Annotated in this window: 22 protein-coding genes; 14 read left to right on the top strand and 8 right to left on the bottom strand. The window is 46.2% G+C overall.

The genetic code is table 11. From position 1 onward, the window contains the following. Window positions 1-211: 211 nt before the first annotated feature. Together JGK11_RS11675 and JGK11_RS11670 are read right to left on the bottom strand one after the other, a co-directional pair. Complete coding sequence (locus JGK11_RS11675; RefSeq protein ID WP_293125294.1) at window positions 212-859, bottom strand: response regulator transcription factor; 648 nt, start codon at window positions 857-859, stop codon at window positions 212-214. 650 nt (window positions 860-1,509) lie between these two features. Continuing rightward, complete coding sequence (locus JGK11_RS11670; protein ID WP_293178992.1) at window positions 1,510-1,947, bottom strand: ferredoxin; 438 nt, start codon at window positions 1,945-1,947, stop codon at window positions 1,510-1,512. Window positions 1,948-2,235: 288 nt separating this feature from the next. On the opposite strand from JGK11_RS11670, the gene groES reads away from it, so the two are divergent. The 5 genes from groES (at window position 2,236) to JGK11_RS11645 (ending at window position 5,815) form a co-directional block, all read left to right on the top strand. Next, a complete protein-coding gene (groES, locus tag JGK11_RS11665; RefSeq protein ID WP_194008182.1) occupies window positions 2,236-2,547 on the top strand; it encodes a co-chaperone GroES in 312 nt (103 codons plus the stop codon). A 143-nt stretch (window positions 2,548-2,690) separates the two neighbouring features. Beyond that, window positions 2,691-4,331: a chaperonin GroEL gene (gene groL / locus JGK11_RS11660; RefSeq protein ID WP_293178995.1), complete on the top strand. Its 1,641-nt coding sequence runs from the start codon at window positions 2,691-2,693 to the stop codon at window positions 4,329-4,331. Window positions 4,332-4,483: 152 nt separating this feature from the next. Further along, complete coding sequence (locus JGK11_RS11655; protein ID WP_293178998.1) at window positions 4,484-4,978, top strand: hypothetical protein; 495 nt, start codon at window positions 4,484-4,486, stop codon at window positions 4,976-4,978. Beyond that, on the top strand, window positions 4,932-5,432 hold the full coding sequence (locus tag JGK11_RS11650) for a hypothetical protein (RefSeq protein WP_293179001.1): 501 nt from the start codon (window positions 4,932-4,934) through the stop codon (window positions 5,430-5,432). The genes JGK11_RS11655 and JGK11_RS11650 overlap by 47 nt, the downstream gene beginning before the upstream one ends. A 5-nt stretch (window positions 5,433-5,437) precedes the next feature. Next, window positions 5,438-5,815: a hypothetical protein gene (locus JGK11_RS11645; RefSeq protein ID WP_293179004.1), complete on the top strand. Its 378-nt coding sequence runs from the start codon at window positions 5,438-5,440 to the stop codon at window positions 5,813-5,815. 28 nt (window positions 5,816-5,843) lie between these two features. Here the strand turns inward: JGK11_RS11645 and JGK11_RS11640 are convergent, their stop codons facing one another. Then, window positions 5,844-6,320, bottom strand: a complete 477-nt coding sequence (locus JGK11_RS11640) for a GNAT family N-acetyltransferase (protein WP_293179007.1) — start codon at window positions 6,318-6,320, stop codon at window positions 5,844-5,846. A 237-nt stretch (window positions 6,321-6,557) separates the two neighbouring features. Here JGK11_RS11640 and JGK11_RS11635 point away from each other — a divergent pair, with 237 nt between their 5' ends. Further along, window positions 6,558-7,217, top strand: coding sequence for a glutathione S-transferase family protein (locus JGK11_RS11635; RefSeq protein WP_293179010.1), 660 nt, complete (start codon window positions 6,558-6,560; stop codon window positions 7,215-7,217). Window positions 7,218-7,382: 165 nt separating this feature from the next. Here the strand turns inward: JGK11_RS11635 and JGK11_RS11630 are convergent, their stop codons facing one another. Next, window positions 7,383-8,021 (bottom strand): GNAT family N-acetyltransferase, encoded by a 639-nt coding sequence (locus tag JGK11_RS11630; RefSeq protein ID WP_293179013.1) that lies wholly within the window; start codon window positions 8,019-8,021, stop codon window positions 7,383-7,385. A 576-nt stretch (window positions 8,022-8,597) separates the two neighbouring features. After that, complete coding sequence (locus tag JGK11_RS11625; RefSeq protein ID WP_293179016.1) at window positions 8,598-8,804, bottom strand: hypothetical protein; 207 nt, start codon at window positions 8,802-8,804, stop codon at window positions 8,598-8,600. Window positions 8,805-9,621: 817 nt separating this feature from the next. Here JGK11_RS11625 and JGK11_RS11620 point away from each other — a divergent pair. The 5 genes from JGK11_RS11620 to JGK11_RS11600 all read left to right on the top strand — a co-directional run bounded on the left by JGK11_RS11620 (window position 9,622) and on the right by JGK11_RS11600 (window position 14,386). Next, window positions 9,622-13,140: a response regulator gene (locus JGK11_RS11620; RefSeq protein ID WP_293211764.1), complete on the top strand. Its 3,519-nt coding sequence runs from the start codon at window positions 9,622-9,624 to the stop codon at window positions 13,138-13,140. A 159-nt stretch (window positions 13,141-13,299) separates the two neighbouring features. Continuing rightward, window positions 13,300-13,440 carry a hypothetical protein gene (locus JGK11_RS11615; protein ID WP_293179022.1) on the top strand — a complete coding sequence of 47 codons (141 nt, stop codon included), beginning with the start codon at window positions 13,300-13,302 and terminating at the stop codon, window positions 13,438-13,440. A 12-nt stretch (window positions 13,441-13,452) separates the two neighbouring features. Next, a complete protein-coding gene (locus JGK11_RS11610; protein ID WP_293179025.1) occupies window positions 13,453-13,695 on the top strand; it encodes a type II toxin-antitoxin system prevent-host-death family antitoxin in 243 nt (80 codons plus the stop codon). Window positions 13,696-13,768: 73 nt separating this feature from the next. Continuing rightward, window positions 13,769-13,999, top strand: coding sequence for a type II toxin-antitoxin system Phd/YefM family antitoxin (locus JGK11_RS11605; RefSeq protein WP_293179028.1), 231 nt, complete (start codon window positions 13,769-13,771; stop codon window positions 13,997-13,999). A gap of 84 nt (window positions 14,000-14,083) precedes the next feature. Beyond that, window positions 14,084-14,386, top strand: coding sequence for a PIN domain-containing protein (locus JGK11_RS11600; protein ID WP_366053645.1), 303 nt, complete (start codon window positions 14,084-14,086; stop codon window positions 14,384-14,386). A 260-nt stretch (window positions 14,387-14,646) separates the two neighbouring features. Here the strand turns inward: JGK11_RS11600 and JGK11_RS11595 are convergent, their stop codons facing one another. Both JGK11_RS11595 and JGK11_RS11590 read right to left on the bottom strand, forming a co-directional pair. Next, the gene (locus JGK11_RS11595) at window positions 14,647-15,231 is read right to left on the bottom strand and encodes a hypothetical protein (RefSeq protein WP_293179046.1); all 585 of its coding nucleotides are present in this window, start codon (window positions 15,229-15,231) and stop codon (window positions 14,647-14,649) included. Continuing rightward, window positions 15,218-15,736 carry a hypothetical protein gene (locus JGK11_RS11590; RefSeq protein WP_293211761.1) on the bottom strand — a complete coding sequence of 173 codons (519 nt, stop codon included), beginning with the start codon at window positions 15,734-15,736 and terminating at the stop codon, window positions 15,218-15,220. Before JGK11_RS11590 ends, JGK11_RS11595 begins: the two co-directional genes overlap by 14 nt. A gap of 252 nt (window positions 15,737-15,988) precedes the next feature. Here JGK11_RS11590 and JGK11_RS11585 point away from each other — a divergent pair, with 252 nt between their 5' ends. Beyond that, a complete protein-coding gene (locus JGK11_RS11585) occupies window positions 15,989-17,335 on the top strand; it encodes an NB-ARC domain-containing protein (protein ID WP_293211758.1) in 1,347 nt (448 codons plus the stop codon). Window positions 17,336-17,542: 207 nt separating this feature from the next. Beyond that, window positions 17,543-18,397 (top strand): glycerol acyltransferase, encoded by an 855-nt coding sequence (locus JGK11_RS11580; protein ID WP_293211755.1) that lies wholly within the window; start codon window positions 17,543-17,545, stop codon window positions 18,395-18,397. 16 nt (window positions 18,398-18,413) lie between these two features. Here the strand turns inward: JGK11_RS11580 and JGK11_RS11575 are convergent, their stop codons facing one another. Continuing rightward, the gene (locus JGK11_RS11575; protein WP_293211752.1) at window positions 18,414-19,790 is read right to left on the bottom strand and encodes an FAD-dependent monooxygenase; all 1,377 of its coding nucleotides are present in this window, start codon (window positions 19,788-19,790) and stop codon (window positions 18,414-18,416) included. Window positions 19,791-20,227: 437 nt separating this feature from the next. Here JGK11_RS11575 and JGK11_RS11570 point away from each other — a divergent pair, with 437 nt between their 5' ends. Then, window positions 20,228-23,329: an MFS transporter gene (locus tag JGK11_RS11570; protein ID WP_293211750.1), complete on the top strand. Its 3,102-nt coding sequence runs from the start codon at window positions 20,228-20,230 to the stop codon at window positions 23,327-23,329. Window positions 23,330-23,482 lie beyond the last annotated feature (153 nt).

Below are 23,482 nucleotides of genomic sequence, written 5' to 3'. Positions count from 1 at the left end.
TGTGGCTGAAGCCGCGCACTCGCTCCAAGGCGACTGAAGTCGCTAATCGGCTAGACCCCAGCCTTAAAAGGACGGGGCTTGCGCCTCGTTTTTCGGTCAAGCTTAATGGGGATCGAAACTACCACGCCAACCACCCTATCGCCCAGCAAGCATACCGAATCGGATTGCAGTATCTTTTTCTCCCCTAATTTCACAGCGCTAGAGCCTAAACTCAAGCCTTTTTGCTTTCCAGGGCCCAGCGAGCTAGCTCTGTCCGGTTATGCAGACCTGTTTTGCCCAGCATATTGCTAACGTGGCTCTCTATAGTGCGCTGGCTGACATTCATCACGTCTGCGATCTGGCGGTTTGCCATACCCTGCGCTAGCAACTGTACCACCTTTAACTCAGTGGGAGTCAATTCGACATTGCGGCGCGCCTTAATTTTCGGGCCGCTCTCTATACCTGGATTTGAGTGACGAATCAAGCGGGATGCTGCTTTCAGAGAAGATTCTACTTGGGCTACCAGTTCTTCGGGCTCAAAAGGCTTAACTATATAAACATCAGCTCCAGTGCTCAAGCCTTTTACTCGATCGGAACTTTGACCTTTGGCGGACAAGAAAAGAACCGGAATCCAGCTCGTGCGCGGGTCTTCTCTGATGTGTTTGACTAAAGTGTACCCGTCCATTTCTGGCATCATCACATCACAGATGATCAAATCGGGGACTTCTTGTTCGAGTTTTTCTAGAGCGTGTCTGCCGTTTTCTGCTGTGATGACGTTGTAGCCCCGAAACTCTAAGTAATCCTTGACTAGCAAGATCAAGTTCGGGTCGTCGTCAACCAGCATCAGCCGTTTTTGCTCTCCTGAATTATTGTCCTTCATGTTTCTTCCCGCTAGAGTATCCCGCACAATTCCTTGTTTTTCACTCCTGTTTTTTCCGTCAGTCCAGTGTCAGCCCGGGAAAGTTGGGGGTTGAGGACGGCGGTGGGGTGAAGGGATGGCGGTGAGGGGAAAGCGGGGCGGGTATTACCGCTTCCTCTCCCAGTGTTCGATGCCCGTTTGTGAATGTCTTGCGACGTGGAACGGAGCCAAAACCTGTAATGGACGATCGCCTGTCACGATCGGCCTTGATTGATGGAAGACTCACGCTCCCGAGCCCAAGTTAAATATTTAATCTCGATCGGTTCAATTGCAAGTTGATGCCCCGGTTTTAAATGATACTTCTGATATAGAGAAATTTAAGCAGGCTCCCTACTTACGTATTTAACTATTTCTAGTGTAGTTTGGCAAACTGCCGGATGTCTGCTACTGAGAAACTTTTCGGCAAACTCTCGCCAGAGGGCGATCGAACTGCTTCGATACACCTCTTAAAAAAACACACAGCGACAAGCAAGACTACCAGAAACAGGTAGGAGAGTACAGTTGTTCGATCGATCCACAGGTGCGATCGCCCAACGCGCTCACGCTCTCTACTTTACCGTCTTAAACCTAACACCTTACTTATCCTGCTGTGCTTTTTCACCGCGCTATAGTTAAATATCTGCTTTCGCCTCAGCCGGCTCCGGCAAAGGATGAGTCAAAAAAGCGTATTCTTCAACCACCTGTGAGCCGATCAGATGTTCCTGAATAATTCTCTCCATGACGAGGGGAGTAACATCGCGATACCACACTCCGTCTGGGTAGACTACCATAATCGGGCCAGACGCGCACACTTGCAGGCAGTTAGCTTTAGTCCGAAAAATGCAGGTTTGCCGATCGGCTTTTGGCTTGTCCAACCCCAATTCTTGCAAGCGTTTTTTTAAGTAATTCCAAGCCACCAGACTGCTTTCTCGATCGCAACACTTGGGCACGGTTTGGTCGGCACAGATAAAAATATGCCGTTCAATTCGCTCTATTCCCAGGCTTTGGACGCAAGCGCTCAAGCCTTGGCTGCAAGATTCATCGTTGTTATTTTCAGATATTTTATTCATTCGTTAATAATAATTAATTAGCGATCGAAACTCATCACCACTCTCCCACTCTCCCACTCTCCCACTCTCCCACTCTCCCACTCTCCCACTCTCCCATTCCCCCACTCTCCCACTCATCCTCGGTTCGGGAACCCGTACAGACAGATAAGTTGCGATCGCCCCTTACTAAAGCTAAATTAGCACTCAGGAGTCGAGAGTGCTAATATGTCAGTGTAAGCAGTCAGCCGTTGCTTTCATCGCGACCACTGACGGCTAACTGACTAGGATCTGTAATCTGGAGATTTATTTATGGCAGCAGTATCACTGAGTGTTTCTACCGTTAAACCGCTAGGCGAGCGCGTGTTCGTGAAAGTAAGCGCTAGCGAAGAAAAAACCGCCGGCGGCATCCTTCTACCCGACACAGCTAAGGAAAAGCCCCAAGTAGGCGAAGTTGCGGCCGTGGGCCCCGGCAAGCGCAACGACGACGGCAAGCGCGTTGAAATGGAAGTCAAAGTCGGCGACAAAGTTCTCTACTCGAAGTATGCCGGTACCGACATCAAACTCGGCACTGACGAATACGTCTTGTTGGCCGAAAAAGATATTCTGGCGATCGTCAACTAATTAATCATTAGTCATCAGTCATCAGTCATCAGTCATCAGTCATTAGTTTAAAGCGAACGCCGCCAAAAAACTAATGACACAAGACAAATGACTCGCCATCCATCCCCAATCTAAAATCTCAAACCCTCTCATCCCCAAAAACTATGGCTAAGCGTATAATCTACAACGAAAATGCACGTCGCGCCCTCGAACGCGGTATGGACATTCTCGCCGAAGCAGTCGCCGTTACCCTCGGCCCCAAAGGTCGTAACGTGGTTCTCGAAAAGAAATTCGGAGCTCCTCAAATCGTCAATGACGGCGTAACCATCGCCAAAGAAATCGAACTCGAAGACCACGTAGAAAATACAGGCGTTGCCTTGATCCGTCAAGCTGCTTCCAAAACCAACGACGCAGCAGGCGACGGCACCACAACTGCTACCGTTCTGGCTCACGCAATGGTCAAAGAAGGTCTGCGTAACGTAGCTGCTGGTGCAAATGCGATCGCCCTCAAGCGCGGTGTTGACAAAGCAACCGGCTTCTTGGTAGAAAAGATTGCCGAACACGCCAAACAAGTAGAAGATTCCAAATCCATCGCTCAAGTCGGCTCAATCTCTGCTGGTAACGACGATGAAGTCGGCCAAATGATTGCCAATGCAATGGACAAAGTGGGCAAGGAAGGCGTAATTTCCCTGGAAGAAGGGAAGTCTATGACCACCGAACTCGAAATCACCGAAGGGATGCGCTTCGACAAAGGCTACATTTCTCCCTACTTCGTCACCGACACCGAACGGATGGAAGCGATTCTAGAAGAACCCTTCATCTTGCTGACAGACAAGAAAATCGGCTTGGTACAAGACTTAGTACCAGTGCTCGAACAAGTAGCTCGTTCCGGCCGCCCGCTGTTGATCATTGCAGAAGACATTGAGAAAGAAGCTCTAGCTACCCTCGTTGTCAACAAACTGCGCGGTGTGCTGAATGTAACTGCTGTCAAAGCACCTGGTTTTGGCGATCGACGCAAAGCCATGTTAGAAGATATCGCCGTATTGACCGGCGGTCAACTAATCACCGAAGACGCCGGTTTGAAACTGGAAAACACCAAGCTGGACATGATCGGCAAAGCCCGCCGCATCACCATCACCAAAGACAGCACGACAATTGTTGCCGAAGGTAACGAAGTCGCAGTCAAATCTCGCTGCGAACAAATTCGCCGTCAAATGGACGAAACCGAATCTTCCTACGACAAAGAAAAGCTGCAAGAACGTTTGGCTAAATTGGCCGGCGGCGTCGCAGTCATCAAAGTCGGCGCTGCGACTGAAACCGAAATGAAGGATCGCAAACTGCGTCTTGAAGATGCGATCAACGCAACCAAAGCTGCTGTCGAAGAAGGCATCGTTCCTGGTGGCGGTACAACTTTGGCTCACCTAACTCCTCAATTGGAAGAGTGGGCGAATGCCAATCTGAAGGGCGAAGAGTTAACCGGTGCTTTGATTGTGGCACGGGCTCTGGCTGCTCCCCTGAAGCGGATTGCTGAAAATGCTGGTTTGAATGGCGCTGTCATCGCTGAGCGCGTCAAAGAAAAGCCGTTTAACGTTGGTTTCAATGCAGCGACAAATGAGTTTGTCGATATGTTTGAAGCTGGTATCGTTGACCCTGCGAAGGTAACTCGTTCTGCTCTGCAAAATGCCGCATCTATTGCCGGCATGGTGCTGACAACCGAGTGCATCGTCGTTGACAAGCCTGAACCCAAAGAAGGCGCTGCTTCTGGCGGCGGCGGCGGCATGGGCGGCGGCGACTTCGATTATTAATCGATAGTTTGAGAGGGCGGGCTTTCGGGTCCGCCTTTTTCATAGAAATAGCTGTCGCTCCCAGGGGACAGCTAAATTTTTGTATGGCCTGACTGATATACTAAGAATGATTGAGTATCCGTAAAGCGATCGCATCGCAAGAGGTCAGGCCAATGTCAGCCACTATTACAATTAGCCCCAGCGAAATTCGGCAGATATTTCAGCCGCGCACATCCAGCGCTTCAAGGTTTTGGGAACTGGCTCAAAAAGCAAACAATTTAGCTGTCATAATTGACGCTCGTTGGGAGCAGATTCCCCCTGAGACTAGAGAATTACTCAAAATTTTTGCCTATGCCTTAATTGAACCCCCTCAAGGAATTAAGGGAGTTTTTAGTGAATTTTTAGGGCGTTTTTATTTGGCTTTTTCTTTATTTTCAATTGCAATCAAAGGTGAGCAAGACGCTTTTATAGCTTACGGTGCAGCATTTCAACGTCTTCTTAATGCGATCTTGAGTGGAGTAGAACGGGAAGATATTGCTTATCAAAAAGCACTATCTGAAGCCCTGGAACAGACTTTTGAAGAGTTAGAAACTATCGAGGCGATGACAGCGGAGGAGGCCTGTGAACGAATCAGAGCAATTTCATATCAAGCTCTCGAAGAACTTTGATAAAACTCAGCAAAAACTAATCCGCGATCACTATCGTAAAAATCAGGTAGGATTAGTGAAATTTGTCGAATTAATCCAAAAATTCCTCAGAATTTTGAGTGTTGACCCCCGTCCCCGTCCACCGTTGGGACATTTAGAACCTTGGCCCAAAGGCTGTAGCCGTGAGGGGTTGGAATTTTGGAAGCTTGAGTTTAAAATGCCTCAGCTTCGGGGAGCCGCTGAACAGGGGCGACTTATCTATTTGTTAGATATTACAAAAAAAGAAGTTGTGTTAATTTGGATTTACACACACGCAGAATTTGAGAAACGACCACCGGATAAGAATTTAAAGCATTTATTGCTTGAAATTATGGATAATTATGAAGTTTCAGATGAAAGTAACAATTTAGCCGATAGTGGAGACGGTGAAACGGTCGAGGATAAACTTGGAGAAAATAAATCAAATGACAGCTAAGCAATATGAATTTATCATTTAAAGATTTAAGGTTTATTATAGAAGCGATCGAACATCAAATCAATGCCTATCAAGAACGTTTGCAGGTAATTGAAGATATAGAAGAGGATGAGGCTGCGGATCTAGGGAACGATATTAAATTTTTAGAGCTTCTACTCGCAGATATGAAGAAAAGTTTAGAGCATAATACTTCAGTCAAGCCTTTAAGTTCTGATGAGGTTTTTTCGCCAGATCGGAATGATAATTCTTCCGAATATGCAAAAGAAGAATTATCTTTTCAAGAATTAATGAAATTAACGCTTAATTTGTCACTTAGCGAGCGATTATTTCTAGTAGAGGCGATTACCTCGTCTGTGCGCCAGGAAGTCACTATCAATCAATAATCAGCCCATCAAGAGTGTGAGAACATTCTTAATTGCCCAAATCCTTGTCTTCAGAGACTGCCAAATTTTTAGTCATCAGAAAACGGTTATGACTTTGATAACCTACTCTGTGATAAAGACGCTGTGCATCGGGATTTTCAAAATCTACTTCCAGATGAAGAGCTTGGACTCCCAAAACTCGGCAGGTATCCTCTGCAAATGCTAAAGTCTGAGTTCCAATGCCTTGTCCGCGATAGTTGGGTCGGATATAAAACTCGTCAATAAAGGCATCCCTGCCTCGGTATTCTAAACTGTAACCCAGCGTCAAAATAATATAGCCGATCGCCTCATCTTCTTGCTGAATCAGCCACACTTGTCCCAAAGACGCATCAGCCAAAAGATTTGCTAAAACATCACGATCGACTTTTTCGTCGAATTCCAATTGTTCTTTTTTATGAAACTCTTTAACAAGTTCTAAAAGAAGCGTAATATCAGCGATCGCTGCAACTCGGTAGTTAACGGTCATAATACAGCCTCGAAACTTGACAAGCGATCAACCGCTGTGTGCTGTACCAGTTTAGCAGCGTAAGTTATCAAATGCTATCCAAGCTCGATCGCACTACAGGTAATGATGTCCGATTGTGCCAGAAGTACGATCGCCCCCTGTGCGTGTAAAATTGACTAAAATCTAAATATTTTCAGTAGCCCGATCGGCAACTCAATCCTCAAAAGCTGACTCTCTCAACAAACAGGCACAAAATTTATGAAACTTTACCATACTCCCATTTCCACCAACTCCAGCCGCGTGTGGGTTGCCCTCATCGAAAAAAACCTCGACTTTGAATTAATAACAATCTACTTGGACGGCGATCATTTAGAGCCTGAATTTGTCGCAATGAATCCTTTTCATCGCGTCCCTGTTTTGGTCGATGATGGTTTCACCGTCGTCGAGTCTCTGGCAATTCTTGACTATCTAGAAGCGAAGTATCCCGAACCGGCCATGCTACCCAAAGATGCGAAAGATTTGGCAATTGTGAAAATGGTACAATTGGTCACGATTAACGAACTTGGGCCGGCACTTTACCCCCTCAGCAGTGAAAAAATGGGCTGGGGAATTCCTGAAGCGCAGGTAATCGCAAAGGCTAAGGAAAAAGTCGATACTGTGCTGACATTTTTTGAAGGTTTGTTGGACGATCGCCCTTTTTTCGGTAGCAACACCTTAACATATGCTGAATGCGTTGCTGGTACGGTCGTCCCTCTGCTATCTTGGGTTGATGTATCCACAGACGGATATCCCAAAATTCAAGCTTGGTGCGATCGGCTAATGTCTCGTCCCTCATGGCAAAAAACCCGATTCACCGAGGCAGATTTGGCAGTTTACGCCTCTCGGAGACAAAAATTTCTCGAACAATCTCAAGCCTGATGAACCAATTCATTATCAAGGAATCGCTATTTGTTGAGGCTCAAGTTCAACTAGAAGTGAAGCAGGAGGTAGAAATTGGGTAGTGCTGCTTTCTTGAATGATGCAATTGATACAAGCCTTTCTCCATAACGATTGAGCGTGCGAAAAGCAGGCGCTTATGCACCACTACCCATACTTAGTTGATGAGAGGGAAATCTGCTTGCGTAAAAATAGCCGGCGCGGCTGGCCGAACAGCCAATAAGTCCAATGCCAATCCACTTGTTGCAAGCGGTAGCCTGCTTGATAGTACAATTGTCGCGCCCCGTGATTGTTTTCCAAAACGTGGAGGTAAATCTCCGAAAATCCCCATTCTCGGGCTGTATTCTCGCAGTTGTCGAGCAGTTGTTGAGCAATTCCCTGCCGCCGATACTCCGGGTGAACTGCTAAATTTGACAAGTAAGGATAGTCGGAATTCGGTATTTGCCAAGGGAATCGAGAACGCAGAGCCATTTCTATTGTTCCTGCTATAGACTGAGTTTGGTGCGATCGATAATTCTGCATTCCTGACTCCCGCGAGACTAGCTCAGCAACGAGACAAATATAGTGTTCTGCTTTAGAACGGAGTCGATTTTTTAAATCTTCGTAAATGCCTAAACGCAACACTGGATACACCCATTCTACAAACCCCTCGCGGGAGTGAAAGCTCATGGCCAAAATATCCGCTAGTTGCGTCAAGTCATTTGATGCAGCCACCCGGATCGAAAAGCCAGAAAGTCCGGGAGTTTGTTGTTGGTGAGAAGCTGAGGAAAAAAAGGAAGGATTCACAATTCCAGGTCACTATATTAATTTTTCTACGCGGGTTACCGATCTGCCCATCTGAGAAATTTCACTTCTGGTGATAATGTAATATCACTTTTAAAAAAAGAATGTAACTTTAGACCAACTCCCAATCATAATATTCGTCATCGAGAATCTTAAATTTAAGAGATTAAATTGTATGACTTATACTCAGAGTTTATGAATGCGATTCAGTCACATTCTTTTTGTACTTTCCTCTAACTATTATCTGATGTAAATTGGAGATATTCAGTATTTTAGACTAAATTTATTTCCAATGAAAACCCATCCCTTAATACTAGATTTGTGGGTAGCGGGAAAGTTATTAAAAACAATCAAAAAGGTTTTAACGTCTGGTTCCCGGAAGCGTACCGCTCTCTGCTTGCAGAAATACCCGATCGAATATAATTTATCCGTCTAGCGGTAATTGACAATATCAAGTATCTACTAGACTAATACCGGGCGCGATCGCAAGTCGGATGTTGGCTGCCTGTCCCAGAACCCGACAACCCAGCTTTCAGCAGTGCTGGGCAATCAGGAAGCCCGTCCCCTCGCGAACAGGCCTTACCTGTTGCGCCGGAGGGCTAGATATTGTCCAGCGATATTGTGCTGCGATACTGTGCTGCGGGCGATCGAGAGCTTCAAAACTTCGATCGAGCGGCTCGATCGGTTTCCACAGAGTACATCCCTAGCTAAGATTAACAGATGGATGCTCAAGATAGCGGTGTTTCGCCGCAGTAATTGCCTTGGGCGTTGGTCTGGACGAGGCATAAAAAATGCCGCGCTCTGCCCAAAAAGTGCCAGTCTCACTAAAATGGTACAGCAATTGCGTCACTCGCACTTCCCCGCCTGTGTTGTCTGTCTGTCTCCCCCCCCGAATATCAGTCAGGGACACAGGGGCCGGAGAGGAAAGCCATATCCTTGGCAGAATGTGAAAGTTGCTGTCACCTAGGCAGCAAAAACACAGGGGAAGATGTTGGTTGTCTATTGTATCCTGCTACAGACAGTTTTTACACACCAAATAAAACAGGAAGATGAGCGATAATAACACATAAAGAAAGGCAAATCCACTCACAATCAGGACGATTATTCCTATGTATTATGAGATATCCAGAGGGCAGTTAAAAGTTGCGGATTCCTATTTTCACGCTCAACATAGAGGTGAGGGGTTAAGGACACTTCCCGCAAGACGAGATTTTTGTGAATATCATTAAATAATAAAATTGGGGTGCACTACAGGCAACTGTGGCGATCGAAGAATTCGGAATTGAAAACCCATAAATTAAAAATCAAGGTTGATTCTTGCCTCGACCCACTCACAACAACTTCAGATTCACGAATTTGTGTGACACCAGTTTCAAAAAATAATGCAACTGCCGGCAAACTCCAAACCCTTATGTCATCAGTCATCAGTCATCAGTCATCAGTCATCAGTCATCAGTCATCAGTCATTAGTAGTAGGTAACAACTGTCAACTGTCAACTGTCAACTGTCAACTGTCGTATGACTCGTGCAATTGAAACCTGCGAATTCTTTTTTTCAACAGACTTATTAAATCGAACTGCCCCGGGGCACAGGAGAACGGTGCATGAATTCCCAATCAAATCCTAAGCTCAAACTTCTAATCGTCGATGACGAACCGGATAACCTCGATTTGCTTTACCGCACCTTCCATCGAGACTATAAAGTGCTCAGAGCCGAATCTGGCCCCGCCGCCCTCGAAATTTTGGCAAAAGAGGGAGAGGTTGCTGTGATTATTTCCGATCAGCGAATGCCAAAAATGAGCGGTACGGAGTTTCTCAGCCTGACTGCGGCTCAATATCCTGATGTGATCCGAATTATTTTAACTGGCTATACGGATGTTGAAGATTTAGTTGAAGCTATTAATGCTGGCAAAGTATTCAAATTCGTTACTAAGCCTTGGGATGCTGAAGAACTCAGAGCTCTTGTCAGTCAAGCTGTTGATACTCACAATGTCCTGAAAGCCCGCACGAATGAACTGCGTAGGGCTCTCTCGCAAGAATCGCTGCTTTATGCCGTTACCAATACTATTCGATCGGCTCCCAATTACCAGCAAATGCTGCAAAGAATTGTGGAAACTGTCGGGCAGATGTTTGAGGTGAGTTGCTGTTTGCTGCGGCCGTTCCAAGACGGCCGGGTGGCTGATGAGTGGTTCGTTTACCAGAAGGCCGAAAGTAAAGGGTTGCGGGGCGATTCTGAAGCTAGACGAGAGGCTTCTAGCGCCCGACTTTCGCCGGATTTGCTGCCGGATTTGGTTTGGGAAACTCTGGATGTGGAGGTGATTCAAGATGCTCAAACTGACGATCGAGTTTTAAGCTGGGACAATGAGCAGCGATTGCAGGCTTACCAAGCTGCGAATATTCGATCGAGCTTAATCGTACCGCTGTTTTACCAAATGGAACTGATGGCAGTCTTGGCGCTGCACCAGTTCGATCGACCGCGCCAGTGGGAAGACCACGAGGTACAGTTAGTAATTACGGTGGCCGACCAAGCGGCTTTGGCCCTTTCTCAGGCCCGGGCTTACGAACAGGTGCGGGCGCTGGCAAAGCGCGAGACCTTAGTCAATACTATTACTACGGCAATTCGATCGAGCCTCGACCCCCAAAATATTTTTGCAGCGATTACTCAACAACTCGGCCAAGCTTTGCAAGTTGACGGCTGCGCCCTATCTCTGTGGACAGAAGATGATGAATATGTCCAGTGCGTTGGTCTCTACGACACAAATAGGGATACCGTGGCTGTAAAACAGGGTTTTAACAATTCAGAGGTAGTTGCGAATCCTCCAAGCCCTCAAACTGCTGCTGAGAGTGCTGCTGCGAACCCTCCCGGCTGGGTTTTTGCCCATCCTTCCCTGCCGCAGTCTTTGGTGCCGATTCGCGGCAATCCGGTGTTGCTGCAAGTTATGGTATCAAAAGAGCCCGTGGCGATTGAAGACCTCAACGAACGCCCCGATTTAAATGTTACAGAACTGCAAGTGCGATCGCCAGCCCGCGCCCTGTTAGTCGTGCCCTTAATCTCCGAAGGCAAAATCATCGGCAGCATTTCGCTGCGCCAAAATTGCAGCACCCGCCGCTGGAACCTCTCAGACATTGACCTGGCTCAAATAGTGGCAACTCAAGCTGCTTTGGCGGTGCAGCAGTCGCGCCTCTACCAGACTACCAGACAGCAGGCGGAACGGCTTTTGGAAGCCGATCGGCTCAAAACCGAATTTTTCCAAAATATCTCCCACGAATTCCGCACCCCTCTCACCCTAACTATCGGCCCTCTAGAATCAGCTTGCGGCCGCAAAGAAGACTTACCCTACGAACAAGCCGTCATCGCCTTGCGTAATTCCCGCCGCCTCCTGCGGTTGGTAAATCAACTGCTGGACTTGCAGCGCCTCGATGCAGGACGGATGCAGCCGAGTTTTCGCCCGTGCGATTTAGTCGGTTTTTGTTACTCTACGGCAGAGTCTTTCCGCGCCTACTGCGACAAAAAAGGACTGCACTTAATTACCCAACTGCAAGACTGTCCTTTACTTTATTTAGATATTGAAAGATTTGACAAAGTTATTTACAACCTGCTATCAAATGCTGTCAAATTCACCCCAGAAGGGGGAACAATCACGCTGACAGTTGAACCAGCCGGCGCTCACTGTTTGTTGCAAGTAAAAGACACCGGCATCGGCATTCGCACCGAACAAATTCCCTATTTATTCGAGCGCTTTCACCAAGCCGAAGGTTCTGCGAGCCGTTCCTACGAAGGCAGCGGTTTAGGTTTGGCACTTGTCAAAGAATTAGTCGAACTCCACGGCGGTCAAATTTCCGTCGATTCTGTTTACGGCGAAGGTACTACTTTTACCGTTTGGCTGCACTTCGGTTCGACTCATTTGCCCCCAGAACGGGTACTGGAAATCCCCGCCGAGTTTCACGCATCCAAAGCAGCGGTGGAACTGGCAGATGTGGAAGCTGATTTGTCGGAAGATGAAGCAGAAAATCATAACTTTGAGGCTTTAGAACCGATAAATTCCGAAACAGTAGCTGGCACGGTTTTGGTGGTTGACGACAATCCAGATTTGCGCTTTTATGTGTCGGAAATTCTGCGAGAGTCTGGCTTTGCAGTTTTGCTCGCCCGCAACGGAGAAGAAGGATTTGCCGTGGCAAAAAACCGCCGTCCCGATCTAATTCTCACGGATTTGATGATGCCTGTCATCTCGGGTTTGGATTTGATTCGGATGATTCGACAGGATGAAGACTTGCGGGGAACTCCGGCAATTTTGCTAACTGCTAAAGCCGACGCAGATACTCGGATTGAAGGAGTAGAACGGGGTGCTGATGCTTATTTATCGAAGCCTTTTAACGATCGCGAATTGTTGGCAGAAGTGCGGAATTTAATCGCCCTCAAGCAAAACGAGCGGCGAGTGCAGCAGTTGAACAATTATTTAACTGAGTCGGTGCTGCGCCGATTTTTGCCGCCGTCGATGGTGAAAGCCGCTGCGGCTGGAGATTTGGCCTTGGATTTGCGCCCGGAACCGCGATTGATTACTATTTTGTTTAGCGATATTGTCGGTTTTACTCAAATGGCAAATACGCTGCGATCGCGCCGGGTAGCTGAGCTGTTGAATGAATATTTGGCGACAATGACTAAGGCTATTTTTGACAGCGGCGGTACGGTGGATAAGTTTGTGGGAGATGCGGTAATGGCTCTCTTTGGCGCGCCGGAGGAACTAACGCCAAACGAGCAAGTACGCCGCGCTATAGCTGCTGCAAGGCTTATGCTGCGAGCTCTGAACCAACTTAACGAGCGCTGGTTGGAGCAGGGAATTGTGGGGGAAAATGGGGTGCCTCCGGTGCGGTTTCGCTGCGGTATTCACCAGGGTACTGCGGTGGTGGGGATGTTTGGCGGGCCCGATCGATCGGATTATACTGCGATCGGGCCAAGCGTGAATATTGCCGCCCGCTTGCAAGAAGTGGCGGAACCAAACTCTGTGCTGATTTCGGCGGCGGTTGCAGATTATGTTGAGGAGAATCGAATTGTTAAATATAAGCCGCTGCAACTCAAGGGAATTGATGAAACTGTGTTGACTTTTATGCTGAATTGTGATTAGTCATTGGTTGTTTGTTATTGGTTATTAGTTGTTTGTTATTAGTTATTGGTTATTTGTTGTTTGTTGTTTGCGACCAACGCTCAATATCTAATAGCCATCTCTAATAATTATTGTGGAACAGGCATCCTGCCTGTTCAATACGAGTCTCGATCGCTATGAATGAGTAGGGAATTGGCGATCGCTCCGAGCGGAAAGAATAAGAAGGGCGATCGCCCTTTTTTGCTAGGGCGATCGCTCAAGGGGAAAGCTACCAACTTGCATAACTATCACAAGCGGAGTAAACTTAGTTTATGGACTTAGTTTTTTAAGATTATGGAAACTGTAAATATCGATCGAGCTAAGACAAATCTCTCAGAACTATTGTTGCGCGTGGAGCTTGGAGAAGAAATTATTATTTCAAACGGATCTATCCCAATAGCGAAGTTAGTTCCGTTTCGCAATTCATCTAATCGACGAGCTAGTTTAGGGCAAGATCGAGGGAGATTTATTGTACCAGAAGACTTTAACGCTCCTTTGCCAAAAGAGATTATGGCAGCATTCGAGATCGGAGATTGAAATGCTTTATAAAAACGCTTGCTGATTGCTCAGGCTCAGATATCAACTATCAAAAACTATTTACGGTCGAAAAATGATACAAATTACCACGACTGAATTACCCCAAACCCTCCAGACTCTATTTATAGAGGTTGAACGTACTAAAACCCCCCTCACCATCATCCATGAAGGGAAACCATTAGTGATTATCTATCCTGCCACTACCCAAACCCCACGCCCCACGTTTGGCACAATGAAAGGAAGCGGTGAAATATTAGGAGATTTAATTGCTCCTGTCGCCCAACCCTGGGAAGTTTTAGAATGAAACTTTTACTCGATACCCACATTTGGCTTTGGTATTTACTTGGTAATGAACGACTATCGCTTCAACTTCAAACGGTAATCGCCGATCCTAATACTGAACTTTGGCGCTCGTCCAATTAGCATTTGGGAGACGCTCATCCTTGCAGAAAAAGGACAAATATCTTTAAAGCCCGATCCGGTTACATGGGTTAACTTAGCTTTAAAAACCCTGGAAACTCATGAAGCCCCAATGAATCACGCCATTGCCATTTTAAGTCGCGAGATTGCACTACCCCATCAAGACCCCGGAGACCGATTTATTGCAGCCACAGCCATTTACTATGGGTTAAGATTAGCTACAGTTGATGCCCACCTTACAGGTAATTCGGTGGTACAAACACTCAGTTAGGCAATATTCTATATTTTTGTGGGCGATCGCCCTTTTGTTTGTTTGCTGGGGTGAGATCCCTACGGGATAGCTACGCTTCACGCCCCTGTCTGCAATCATCGCCCTTTGAAATGATGGAAATGGATCGGATTGTCAGTGGAAAGAGAGGTTGGGGTGACAGGAGGGTTAACGGAATATGCTTGGTGGGGCGATCGCTCATCAAAGCAAGAGATAAGATTGTGAGTAAAAAATGTCCGTCTTATTCTGCCCTAGCTACTAAACTAAGGAAGAGATATCCAAGCTCTGAGAACAGCTCTAGCAATGTTACCGTAAGGACTATTATCCAAAATAGTATCCACAGCAGCTTCACCACCAGCCTTGGCTGCACTAGCTACACGAGACTTTAAATCAGGAGGGGTTTCATCGTTAATGTAGGCTACCTTCTCAGCTTCAGTAGCATTAGGTTTTGACTTCTCTAGTTGTATTAGAAGCTCCTGAATTTCAGCAGCAGCTTCAGCAAGAGTTTTAGTTTTTTCACCTCCTTGATTAATGTCTCCATTAAAGTAATAATCGCCACTATAATTACCACTAATGTAAAGCCCTCCCTCGCGAACAATAATCTGGCTCAACTGATTAGCCAAAGAAGATCCTGTACTATCTAGAGCTTTTCTGAACGCATCAAGAGTAGCAATTGTAATTAAGCCGAGAATAATTATCAAAGCCTGCTGTAACTCAGTAGCCATCTCAATCTGGATTAACACAACAGCTACGGCAAGCAAAACTAACGAAAGATATACAGCAACAAAAAGCTTAAGTCGCTTTTCAAATTTGAACGTACTAATTAAATCTAGTTTAGTATCTTTCATTTGTAAGCTCCTCAGACCTGATTTCCTGCTCGTTTCCATTAGATAGAAGTTCATCTGACTCTTTAGAAAATCCTGTTAATCCACCGAAAAGCTCACTTATCTCTCCTAAAGAATAACCTAAAGGTCTGGCTAAACCTAAAACCAAAAATAACAAAGATGCCAAAGGAAAAGCTTGCATAAAATAAAGACCAATGATAATTGAAACAACACTTGCTACAACTTGTTGGCTGCGTTGGAAAATAGCTTTTTGTTTCGCGTCTTGAATCTGAATTTTTGCCAATTCTTTTGCGTGGTTCAATTGGCTGGCTTCTCTATCTAATTCCTGGATTTTCCGTCTCTGCTGTATTAACCTATCTAATTCTTCGGATGTTGGCGCTAGTGCAAACCTTTCGGCAAGAGTATCTTTATAAACTTGGATATCAGATAGAGTTTCCTGCTTTAGGATCGATCTACTCTGGAGTTGATTAGCCAGAAAAGCGATCTTTCTTGGTTCTTGACCTGACATATTTTACCTCTGTATCGGCAAGCAGCTAGACACAATGGGACTACCTTCTGATGATTAATTTATAAATTAATACTTTAATACTTTTACCAATGATTAATTTAAAACAAAAAAATGTCAAGCAAAAAATGCTCTATTTTGCTGGCAATTTTGCTTGCTACTCCAACTCCCCCGCATGAAACATGTTGGCAAATGCCAAAAAATGTTGGAAAATGTTGGGTATAATACGGAAAATCACAACATCTGCGATGCCGCATGAATCTTAAGGAAGTGTTACAAATGGCTGATGAGATGGTATTTGCCAAAACCGGTAAGCATCTTGATGACTTACAAGAGGCGATTCTGCGGGGAACGATGCAAGGTGAGAAATACACCAAAATTGCCGATGAGATTCACTGTAACGAGAGTTATGTCAGGGATATTGGCTCAAGATTATGGCAAACACTTTCAGAGGAATTAGGCGAAGAGGTTAATAAAACTAATTTTCGATCGGCAATGGGAAGGTTTATATTTGAAAATGTCTCTAATTTTGAAAACGTAGCAATTAGTAGTTTTAACACCTGTGGAGAAGCTAGACACCCGCCAAACGTACCAAACCCACACTCACAAAATCAAGAAACATCGCATCAAGAGTTAAGCGAGATGCCGGAATTAGGTGCTTTCTACGATCGCACTTCCGAACTCAAAACCCTCACAACCTCGATTCTACAACAAAACAGTCGCCTCATAACCATCACCGGCGGACTCGGCATCGGCAAAACATCCCTAGCAATACAACTCGTACAACAAATAAAAGACGAATTTGAATGCGTCATTTGGTGCAATCTCGACACATCCCCCACCCTCGGTGAATTTGAAGCCAACTTAATCCAGTTTTTATCGCAGTCCCAAAAGCAAGAATCACCCACAACCAACCAGAAAGCATTACCCCTAATTAAATATTTACAAAAACATCGGTGTTTAGTAGTCTTAGATGATATTCACAACCTGTTCAGCAGCGGCGAATTAGCAGGAAAATATAAACCAGGATACGAAGAATATCGCTCTTTATTTAAACAAATAGAAAAATTATCCCATCAAAGTTGCTTCCTGCTAATCGGTTGGGAACCACCCAAAGAAGTTCCTCAACTCACCAGCGAAAATACTCCCATTCGTATTTTACAACTCACAGGCTTAGACACTGCGGCCGCGCGGGAAATACTCCGAGATAAAGGATTAGCAGAAATCGATTACTGCGAAACACTCATTCACCGCTACCAAGGTAATCCCTTATGGTTAAAAAGCGTGGCGACTTTGATGCAAGAGTTGGGAATTGGCGCGACTGAGTTATTATTAAATGATACCGTATTGTTACCCGAAGATTTGAAAGATGTTTTACACCAGCAGTTTAGTCGCTTATCGGAAATAGAAAAACAAGTCCTCTCTTTGTTTTGTCGGGAAAGTGAACCAGTTAACCTGGCAAAATTACTCGAATATGGCACAGTGCGATCGCCAGATTTGCTCAATGCGCTGCAATCTTTATCGCGGCGTTGCTTCATTGACAAAACAGGAAGTTTTTATACTTTGCCACCTGTCTTGAGGCAGTATGTCCAAGAATTATGATTTAACTGTTAAAAATTGCCTGATCTGGTGTTGACTTTTCTCGGTCTTTTACTGTACTATGAGAATGTATATAGAATAATGGAAATAGTGAGTTTTTTATTTTTAATGCGCCAATTCCCATTATAAATAAAGTATATGTCAATTCGCCAGAATTTGCAATACTAAAACAATACTTTTTTCCCGCCGATCGCACTTAAGCACCAATCAATGAAATATTCTGCATCCAGCCCCAGAAACAACAGCCAAACATCTCGCTTTGACGGATTATCTTTGGACGATCGCAATCCCGACTTCATAAAACTAATGCTGCCACTCTGGGAATGGCTGTACCGCTACTATTTTCGCGTACAAAGCGACGGCTGGCACCACGTCCCCGCACGCGGAAAAATGCTCGTTGTCGGCTCTCACAACGGGGGAATCGCCGCTCCTGATATGTTTATGTTCCTATACGAATGGTTCCACAGATACGGTACGGAACGCTTGGCCTACGGATTGATGCACCCGACGGTTTGGCAAGTTTCTCCTGATGTCGCTGGTATGGCGGTGCGATGCGGCGCGATCAAAGCACATCCAAAAATGGCGATCGCAGCTTTGCGAAAAAATGCCCCGGTTCTAGTCTATCCTGGTGGTGCCGAAGATACTTTTCGTCCCTATCACTTACGCAATAAAATCCACTTTGCCGGACGCAAGGGATTTATTAAGTTAGCATTGCGAGAAGAAGTGCCAATTGTACCAATTATATCCCACGGTGCCCACGATACTTTAATAGTTTTGGCAGATTTGTACGAAGAAGTTAAGCAATTGCATGAATTGGGGATGCCGTGGTTGTTGGGCATCGATCCGGTAGTGTTTCCGGTGTATTTGGGATTGCCTTGGGGATTGAGTATTGGGCCTTTGCCAAATCTGCCTTTTCCCGTGCAAATTCGGACTCGCGTGTGCGAACCAATTGTATTTGAGAGGTACGGTAAGGAAGCTGCGGGCGATCGCGATTATGTCGATGCTTGTTTCGATCTAGTTACAACTCAAATGCAACGGGAATTAGATTGTTTGATTGGCAATTGAGCATTGCACAAGTTTATTAATTCGGCCGACTGGTGACTAATTGCCCGATCGCCTTTACCGCAATTTTAGGATGAAAAAGTAAAGTCGGTGGTTCAATCATGTGCAGAACTTCCAAAAAAGCTTGACAAACTTTCGCATCTGTGGTCAACGCTTTTAACACCAGATCCATGTAATTAATTGTCAGTCGCGTAGCCAGGTTTGGTTTCGCACCCTCACTTCCCCGATAGCGCGAATCCTGGCTGATAGCAAACGTCCAAGGAATAGTATGTAATTTTGCGAGTTTTTGTTGAAAATGTCGCCCAAAGCCTGTTAAATCGCCTTCAGGATAGCGCTGCCGCTGTTTTTGCAGACATTCATCCAGCATCTGAGCATCCAATCCAGCAACCGTCATTCCTTGGCCGTAAACAGGGTTGAAAGCGCAAACTGCATGGCCGACAATTACCAAATTTTCAGGATAATGGGAGAGGCGTTCGTAGTGGCGCAAACGGTTTTCTGTACCTCGATAACTATACACAGGTGCGATCGCCTTTGCATCTTTAATCGCATCATAAATCATCGGAGTTGGCAGACTGCGCGCAAATTCTACAAAACCTGCTGCGTCTGCGGGCGGATAATCGCGATCGCCCCCACCGAGAGTCACCAGCCAGCGATTCCCCTCGATCGGGAAAATTGCACCGCCGCGAGTGCGAAATGGCGGTGCAGTTGACACAAATACAGGCGCTGTATCTGACAATTTACCGCTGCATTCATAGATGCGCGTCGCATAGCCGACAAAAGCATTGATAACCGTTTCAGGTGGCGGTTCATAGCCGAGTTTTTTCAACCATTTAGGCGTTTGAGAAACTTTGCCGCTAGCATCGACTACTAAATCTGCATTCAAATTCTCTTCATTAATGTTACCTGGGTTTTGGCGATCGCGCTTCCTCACCGACACACCAGCAATCGCCGTGCCCTGAGTATTCGCCAGCAACCCTGTTACAGTCCCTCCTTCCAGGAAATGCACGTTGGTATTTTCAGTCAAGCGGTGGCGAATTTGGCGATCGAGTAAATCCCGACTGAACATAACTAAATCATCTGGATCCGGGGTAAAATGTGTCGCCCAACCAGCCGGGCTAAACCAGGCGATTGACTTCGGATCTAACCTCGGAGCACCCGCAGCTATTAGTTCGTTTTCTAAGCCGGCAAACAACTGTTCTAAGATGATTTTTCCACGAGTCAAAAGGATGTGCAGGTGACGGGATTGAGGAATACCGGGGCGGGGCGCAGCTTGTTCGGGAAAAAAATCTCGTTCAACAATACTTACGCGATCGAAGTGTTTCGCTAATACTCTAGCGGCCAACAGTCCTGCTAAACTCCCGCCCATAATAATCGCATGACTTTCTCGCTGCATCATCCCATCCTTTAAAGGTTAATAACTAATACCATGTTTACAAAGTTTTCGACCAAACAAGTGTGGCGTTTGTTTACAGTCTACAAGCGATTAAATAGGTGCGTCGCGATCGGATTGTCGATATTTATTTAGGGATTTTTGATGTATCCGCACCCTACGACTCACAATTTTTTTCTCTCTCTTCTCTTCCTCAGCGTTCTCTGCGTCCTCTGCGGTTCGTTAAACAAAGTCTATTTGACAACGGACAGAAAACTGACATAGCACAATTATCCCTGAATCAACAGCAGGCCGCAGACATATTTATACACTTCCGACTGTAGGGGGATGCTTTAGCTCGTCAATAAAGCGATGCTTGCCTTTAGGGGTACGAGTTTAACACTATACATTGGTCAAGTCGCGCCAATGAACGCGCGCACCCACCCTTTAACGAGGAATATACTATGTATCAAAATTTGCCAATAAATCCACAACTGTATAACATCGGGTTCTGGCTAGCCCAAGTGCCTGTAGAACAGACTACAACAACAACAAGCAGAGTAGAAGATGCAGCACTCCTTTATTCCGGGCCACAATTTTTTATCGCCTTAATATCTGGAGTCGTACTAGCCTGTGCTTTCCAACTCTTGCTGACAAATTTATCAGTAGCCGCAGGCCTTTCCTACATCGGACAATCCCACGACGATGGACACAAATCTGATAGCAGTAGTCCCGTCCGCCACATCGGCCGCAAAGTCGGTACTTGGACTCTAATCACCGTCACTGTCGCCCTATTCTTCGCTTGCTTGCTAGCAGTTAAGCTTAGTTTGATTAGCAGTCCTGGTTTAGGTGCGATCGTCGGTTTAGTCGTGTGGGCGGCCTATTTCTCACTCCTCGTCTGGGTGAGCTCCACCACCGTCGGTTCCCTGATCGGTTCCGTGGTTAACACCGCAACATCTGGCGTTCAAGCTATTTTCGGCACCGCAGCCGCAGCCCTCGGCGCCAAAGCAGCTAGCAATCAAGTAGTCGCCACGGCGAAAGCAGCAGCAGCAGCGGTGGGCCACGAACTCGGTAGCGCGATCGACCCTACAAGCTTGCGGGAAAACGTCGAAGACTACATCCAAGCCCTCAAACCGCCGGAATTAGACATCAAAGCGATGCGTAGCGAGTTTGAAAAATTGCTCAACGATCCGCAACTCAAAAGCATTGCGGGCGAAAATTTGCCGAATCTCGATCGACAAACTCTCGTAGATTTAGTCAGTTCGCGATCGGACTTGTCAAAACGCGATGTCAACCGGATTGTAGACCAACTCCAAGATGCTTGGAAACAAGTAGGAAAACCAGACCAAAAATCAGACGGCATCGCCCAATTAATAGATTATCTCAAATCAGCAAAATCGGGAGATTTGCTCTCAGATACGCTGACAAGTAGGGTAGAAAAAGTTCTCGGCAATCTGGGTTCTCAAAATTCTGGACAAAACTCCACAATGATGTCCCAAGCAACGTCAATGGCAGTTAATGCTTTAATGGGAGTAGTTTTGGGTCGCACGGATATTTCCGACTTAGATGTCGAAAAAGTAATGGGTCAGCTTAAAACAGCTAAGGACAAAGTTAGCCAACAAGCTGATAAAATTACCGCTCAAGTCAAAGGCGAACCAGAAACTTACAGCCCAATTCGTGCTGACGTAGAAAACTACTTGCTCAACACTTATTCGTGGCAGATGAACCCTACCGCGATCGAGCGCGAATTTCGTGACGTGCTCTACGATCCAACGGCAGATCCGGGAACTGTGCGCCACGAATTGGAAAAACTAAATCAGTCCAAGTTTGCGGAAATCCTGGCAAGTCGAGGCGTTTTTACCCAAGACAAAATTAAAGAAATTTCCCAGGAATTAGAAGGAATCAGACAGCGAGTTTTACAAACTGCGATCTTTGCCGAGGAGCAAGAAAAAGCTCGCGATTTGCAGTGGCGCGTGGAAACTTATTTGAAGCTGACGCCCAAAGCAGAACTGACAGCAGCAGGTATCGGGAGCGATTTTAAGAAAATCTTAGAGGATTCTGATGTTACTTACGAACAGTTGCGCGATCGGCTTTCTCCTTTCACCAGCGATAGTTTCGTGCAAATTCTCAGAGGCCGCGAAAACTTCGGCTTCCAGGAAGTAGACCAGATTGTTAAAGAGTTGGAAAGGACGCGAGATGTAGTTTTAGCAGATGCTAAAGGTCTGCAAGAAGCAGCGCAAGTCCGACTAGACAATCAGTGGCAAAAAGTACAAGAATACTTGAAGTCTACGGGCAAAGAAGAACTCAATCCCGAAGGACTCAAACGCGATTTCAAAACGCTGCTGGACAACCCGGAAGCGGGAATGTGGGCGCTAAAAGCTAGAGCTTCTCGGTTCGATCGCGAAACTTTGGTAAAATTGCTATCTCAGCGCAAAGACCTCAGCGAAGACCAAGTAAACCAGCTTCTCGACAGTGCCGAAGAAACTTGGCACAGCGCGCTGGAAGCACCGCAAAAGTTGGCTGAAAAAGCCAAGGATCAGTACGACCAAACTACTACCGCCCTGGCAGATTACCTGCGGAAGACTGGCAAGGAAGAACTCAATCCTGAAGGGATTAAGCGGGATTTGACCAAATTGATAGAAAATCCCAAGGAAGGGGCTTTAGCGCTGCGCGGAAGGCTATCTCAGGTCGATCGCGATACTTTGGTCAAGCTGCTTTCTCAGAGAGAAGATTTGACCGAGGAACAAGTCAATCAAATTATCGACCAAGTGCAGGAAACTCTAGGATCGATCGTGAAAGCGCCGCGCCGTTTGGCGAAGCGGGTGCAAACTCAAGTCCAGGATTTTCAGAGCATTTTAGAGGATTATTTGCGAAATACGGGCAAGGATGAATTAAATCCCGAAGCCATCAAGCGGGACTTGCAACTGCTGCTACACGATCCAAAAGTCGGCGCTTACAGCTTGGGCGAACGACTGTCGCATATCGATCGAGCTACTATGATTTCTCTGCTGTCTCAGCGGCCGGATATTTCCGAAGCAGAAGCTGCTCGGATTGTCGATCAAATTTTGTCGGTGCGCGACCAATTCGCACTGCAAATCCAGAAAATTCAGGAGGGCATTCAATCGGTAATTGACGGAATTCTTGGAAAAATTCGCGATTATCTCAATTCGCTCGATCGCCCGGAACTCAATTATGAAGGTATCACGCGGGATGTGCGGAAGTTATTTGACGATCCGCAAGCCGGATTTGATGCTTTGCGCGATCGCCTCGGTCATTTCAACCGCGATACTTTAGTGGCTTTAATTAGTTCGCGCGAGGACATTTCTGAAGCAGATGCGAACCGTTTGATCGACCAAATCGAAAGAAGCCGCAACAGCGTCTTGCAAAGAGCAGAACGCTTGCAGCAAGAAGCGCAGCTTCGCCTCGAAAACATCAGATTGCAAGCTGAAAAACAAGCTGAAGAAACTCGGAAAGCAGCGGAAGTTGCCTCTTGGTGGCTGTTTTTCACGGCTCTTACCTCGGCGGCTGCGGCTGCGGGTGCTGGTGCTTTAGCTGTTATCCGATAAACAAGAGTCAATTTGTGCGCTCGGATTTCTAATAGTGCCTGATGTTAGTAGAAACTCACATCAGGCACTATTTTTATCGACCTTCTTAAAAGCGGTGAGGTATTTCTGCTTAAGAGCATTTCGCCTCGATTCACCATTGTAAAACAGGTTCGT

The sequence above is a fragment of the Microcoleus sp. PH2017_34_RAT_O_A genome, assembly GCF_020737885.1.
GTDB lineage: Bacteria > Cyanobacteriota > Cyanobacteriia > Cyanobacteriales > Microcoleaceae > Microcoleus.
Note: the sequence above shows the minus strand (reverse complement) of the source record. Positions and strands in the feature narration are given on the sequence as shown.

Coding starts and splice junctions, on each gene's coding strand:
- JGK11_RS11675 (WP_293125294.1), bottom strand. CDS start 859: ATGAAGGACAATAATTCAGGAGAGCAAAAACGGCTGATGCTGGTTGAC.
- JGK11_RS11670 (WP_293178992.1), bottom strand. CDS start 1,947: ATGAATAAAATATCTGAAAATAACAACGATGAATCTTGCAGCCAAGGC.
- groES (WP_194008182.1), top strand. CDS start 2,236: ATGGCAGCAGTATCACTGAGTGTTTCTACCGTTAAACCGCTAGGCGAG.
- groL (WP_293178995.1), top strand. CDS start 2,691: ATGGCTAAGCGTATAATCTACAACGAAAATGCACGTCGCGCCCTCGAA.
- JGK11_RS11655 (WP_293178998.1), top strand. CDS start 4,484: ATGTCAGCCACTATTACAATTAGCCCCAGCGAAATTCGGCAGATATTT.
- JGK11_RS11645 (WP_293179004.1), top strand. CDS start 5,438: ATGAATTTATCATTTAAAGATTTAAGGTTTATTATAGAAGCGATCGAA.
- JGK11_RS11640 (WP_293179007.1), bottom strand. CDS start 6,320: ATGACCGTTAACTACCGAGTTGCAGCGATCGCTGATATTACGCTTCTT.
- JGK11_RS11635 (WP_293179010.1), top strand. CDS start 6,558: ATGAAACTTTACCATACTCCCATTTCCACCAACTCCAGCCGCGTGTGG.
- JGK11_RS11625 (WP_293179016.1), bottom strand. CDS start 8,804: ATGCCTCGTCCAGACCAACGCCCAAGGCAATTACTGCGGCGAAACACC.
- JGK11_RS11620 (WP_293211764.1), top strand. CDS start 9,622: ATGAATTCCCAATCAAATCCTAAGCTCAAACTTCTAATCGTCGATGAC.
- JGK11_RS11615 (WP_293179022.1), top strand. CDS start 13,300: ATGAGTAGGGAATTGGCGATCGCTCCGAGCGGAAAGAATAAGAAGGGC.
- JGK11_RS11610 (WP_293179025.1), top strand. CDS start 13,453: ATGGAAACTGTAAATATCGATCGAGCTAAGACAAATCTCTCAGAACTA.
- JGK11_RS11605 (WP_293179028.1), top strand. CDS start 13,769: ATGATACAAATTACCACGACTGAATTACCCCAAACCCTCCAGACTCTA.
- JGK11_RS11595 (WP_293179046.1), bottom strand. CDS start 15,231: ATGAAAGATACTAAACTAGATTTAATTAGTACGTTCAAATTTGAAAAG.
- JGK11_RS11590 (WP_293211761.1), bottom strand. CDS start 15,736: ATGTCAGGTCAAGAACCAAGAAAGATCGCTTTTCTGGCTAATCAACTC.
- JGK11_RS11585 (WP_293211758.1), top strand. CDS start 15,989: ATGAATCTTAAGGAAGTGTTACAAATGGCTGATGAGATGGTATTTGCC.
- JGK11_RS11580 (WP_293211755.1), top strand. CDS start 17,543: ATGAAATATTCTGCATCCAGCCCCAGAAACAACAGCCAAACATCTCGC.
- JGK11_RS11575 (WP_293211752.1), bottom strand. CDS start 19,790: ATGATGCAGCGAGAAAGTCATGCGATTATTATGGGCGGGAGTTTAGCA.
- JGK11_RS11570 (WP_293211750.1), top strand. CDS start 20,228: ATGTATCAAAATTTGCCAATAAATCCACAACTGTATAACATCGGGTTC.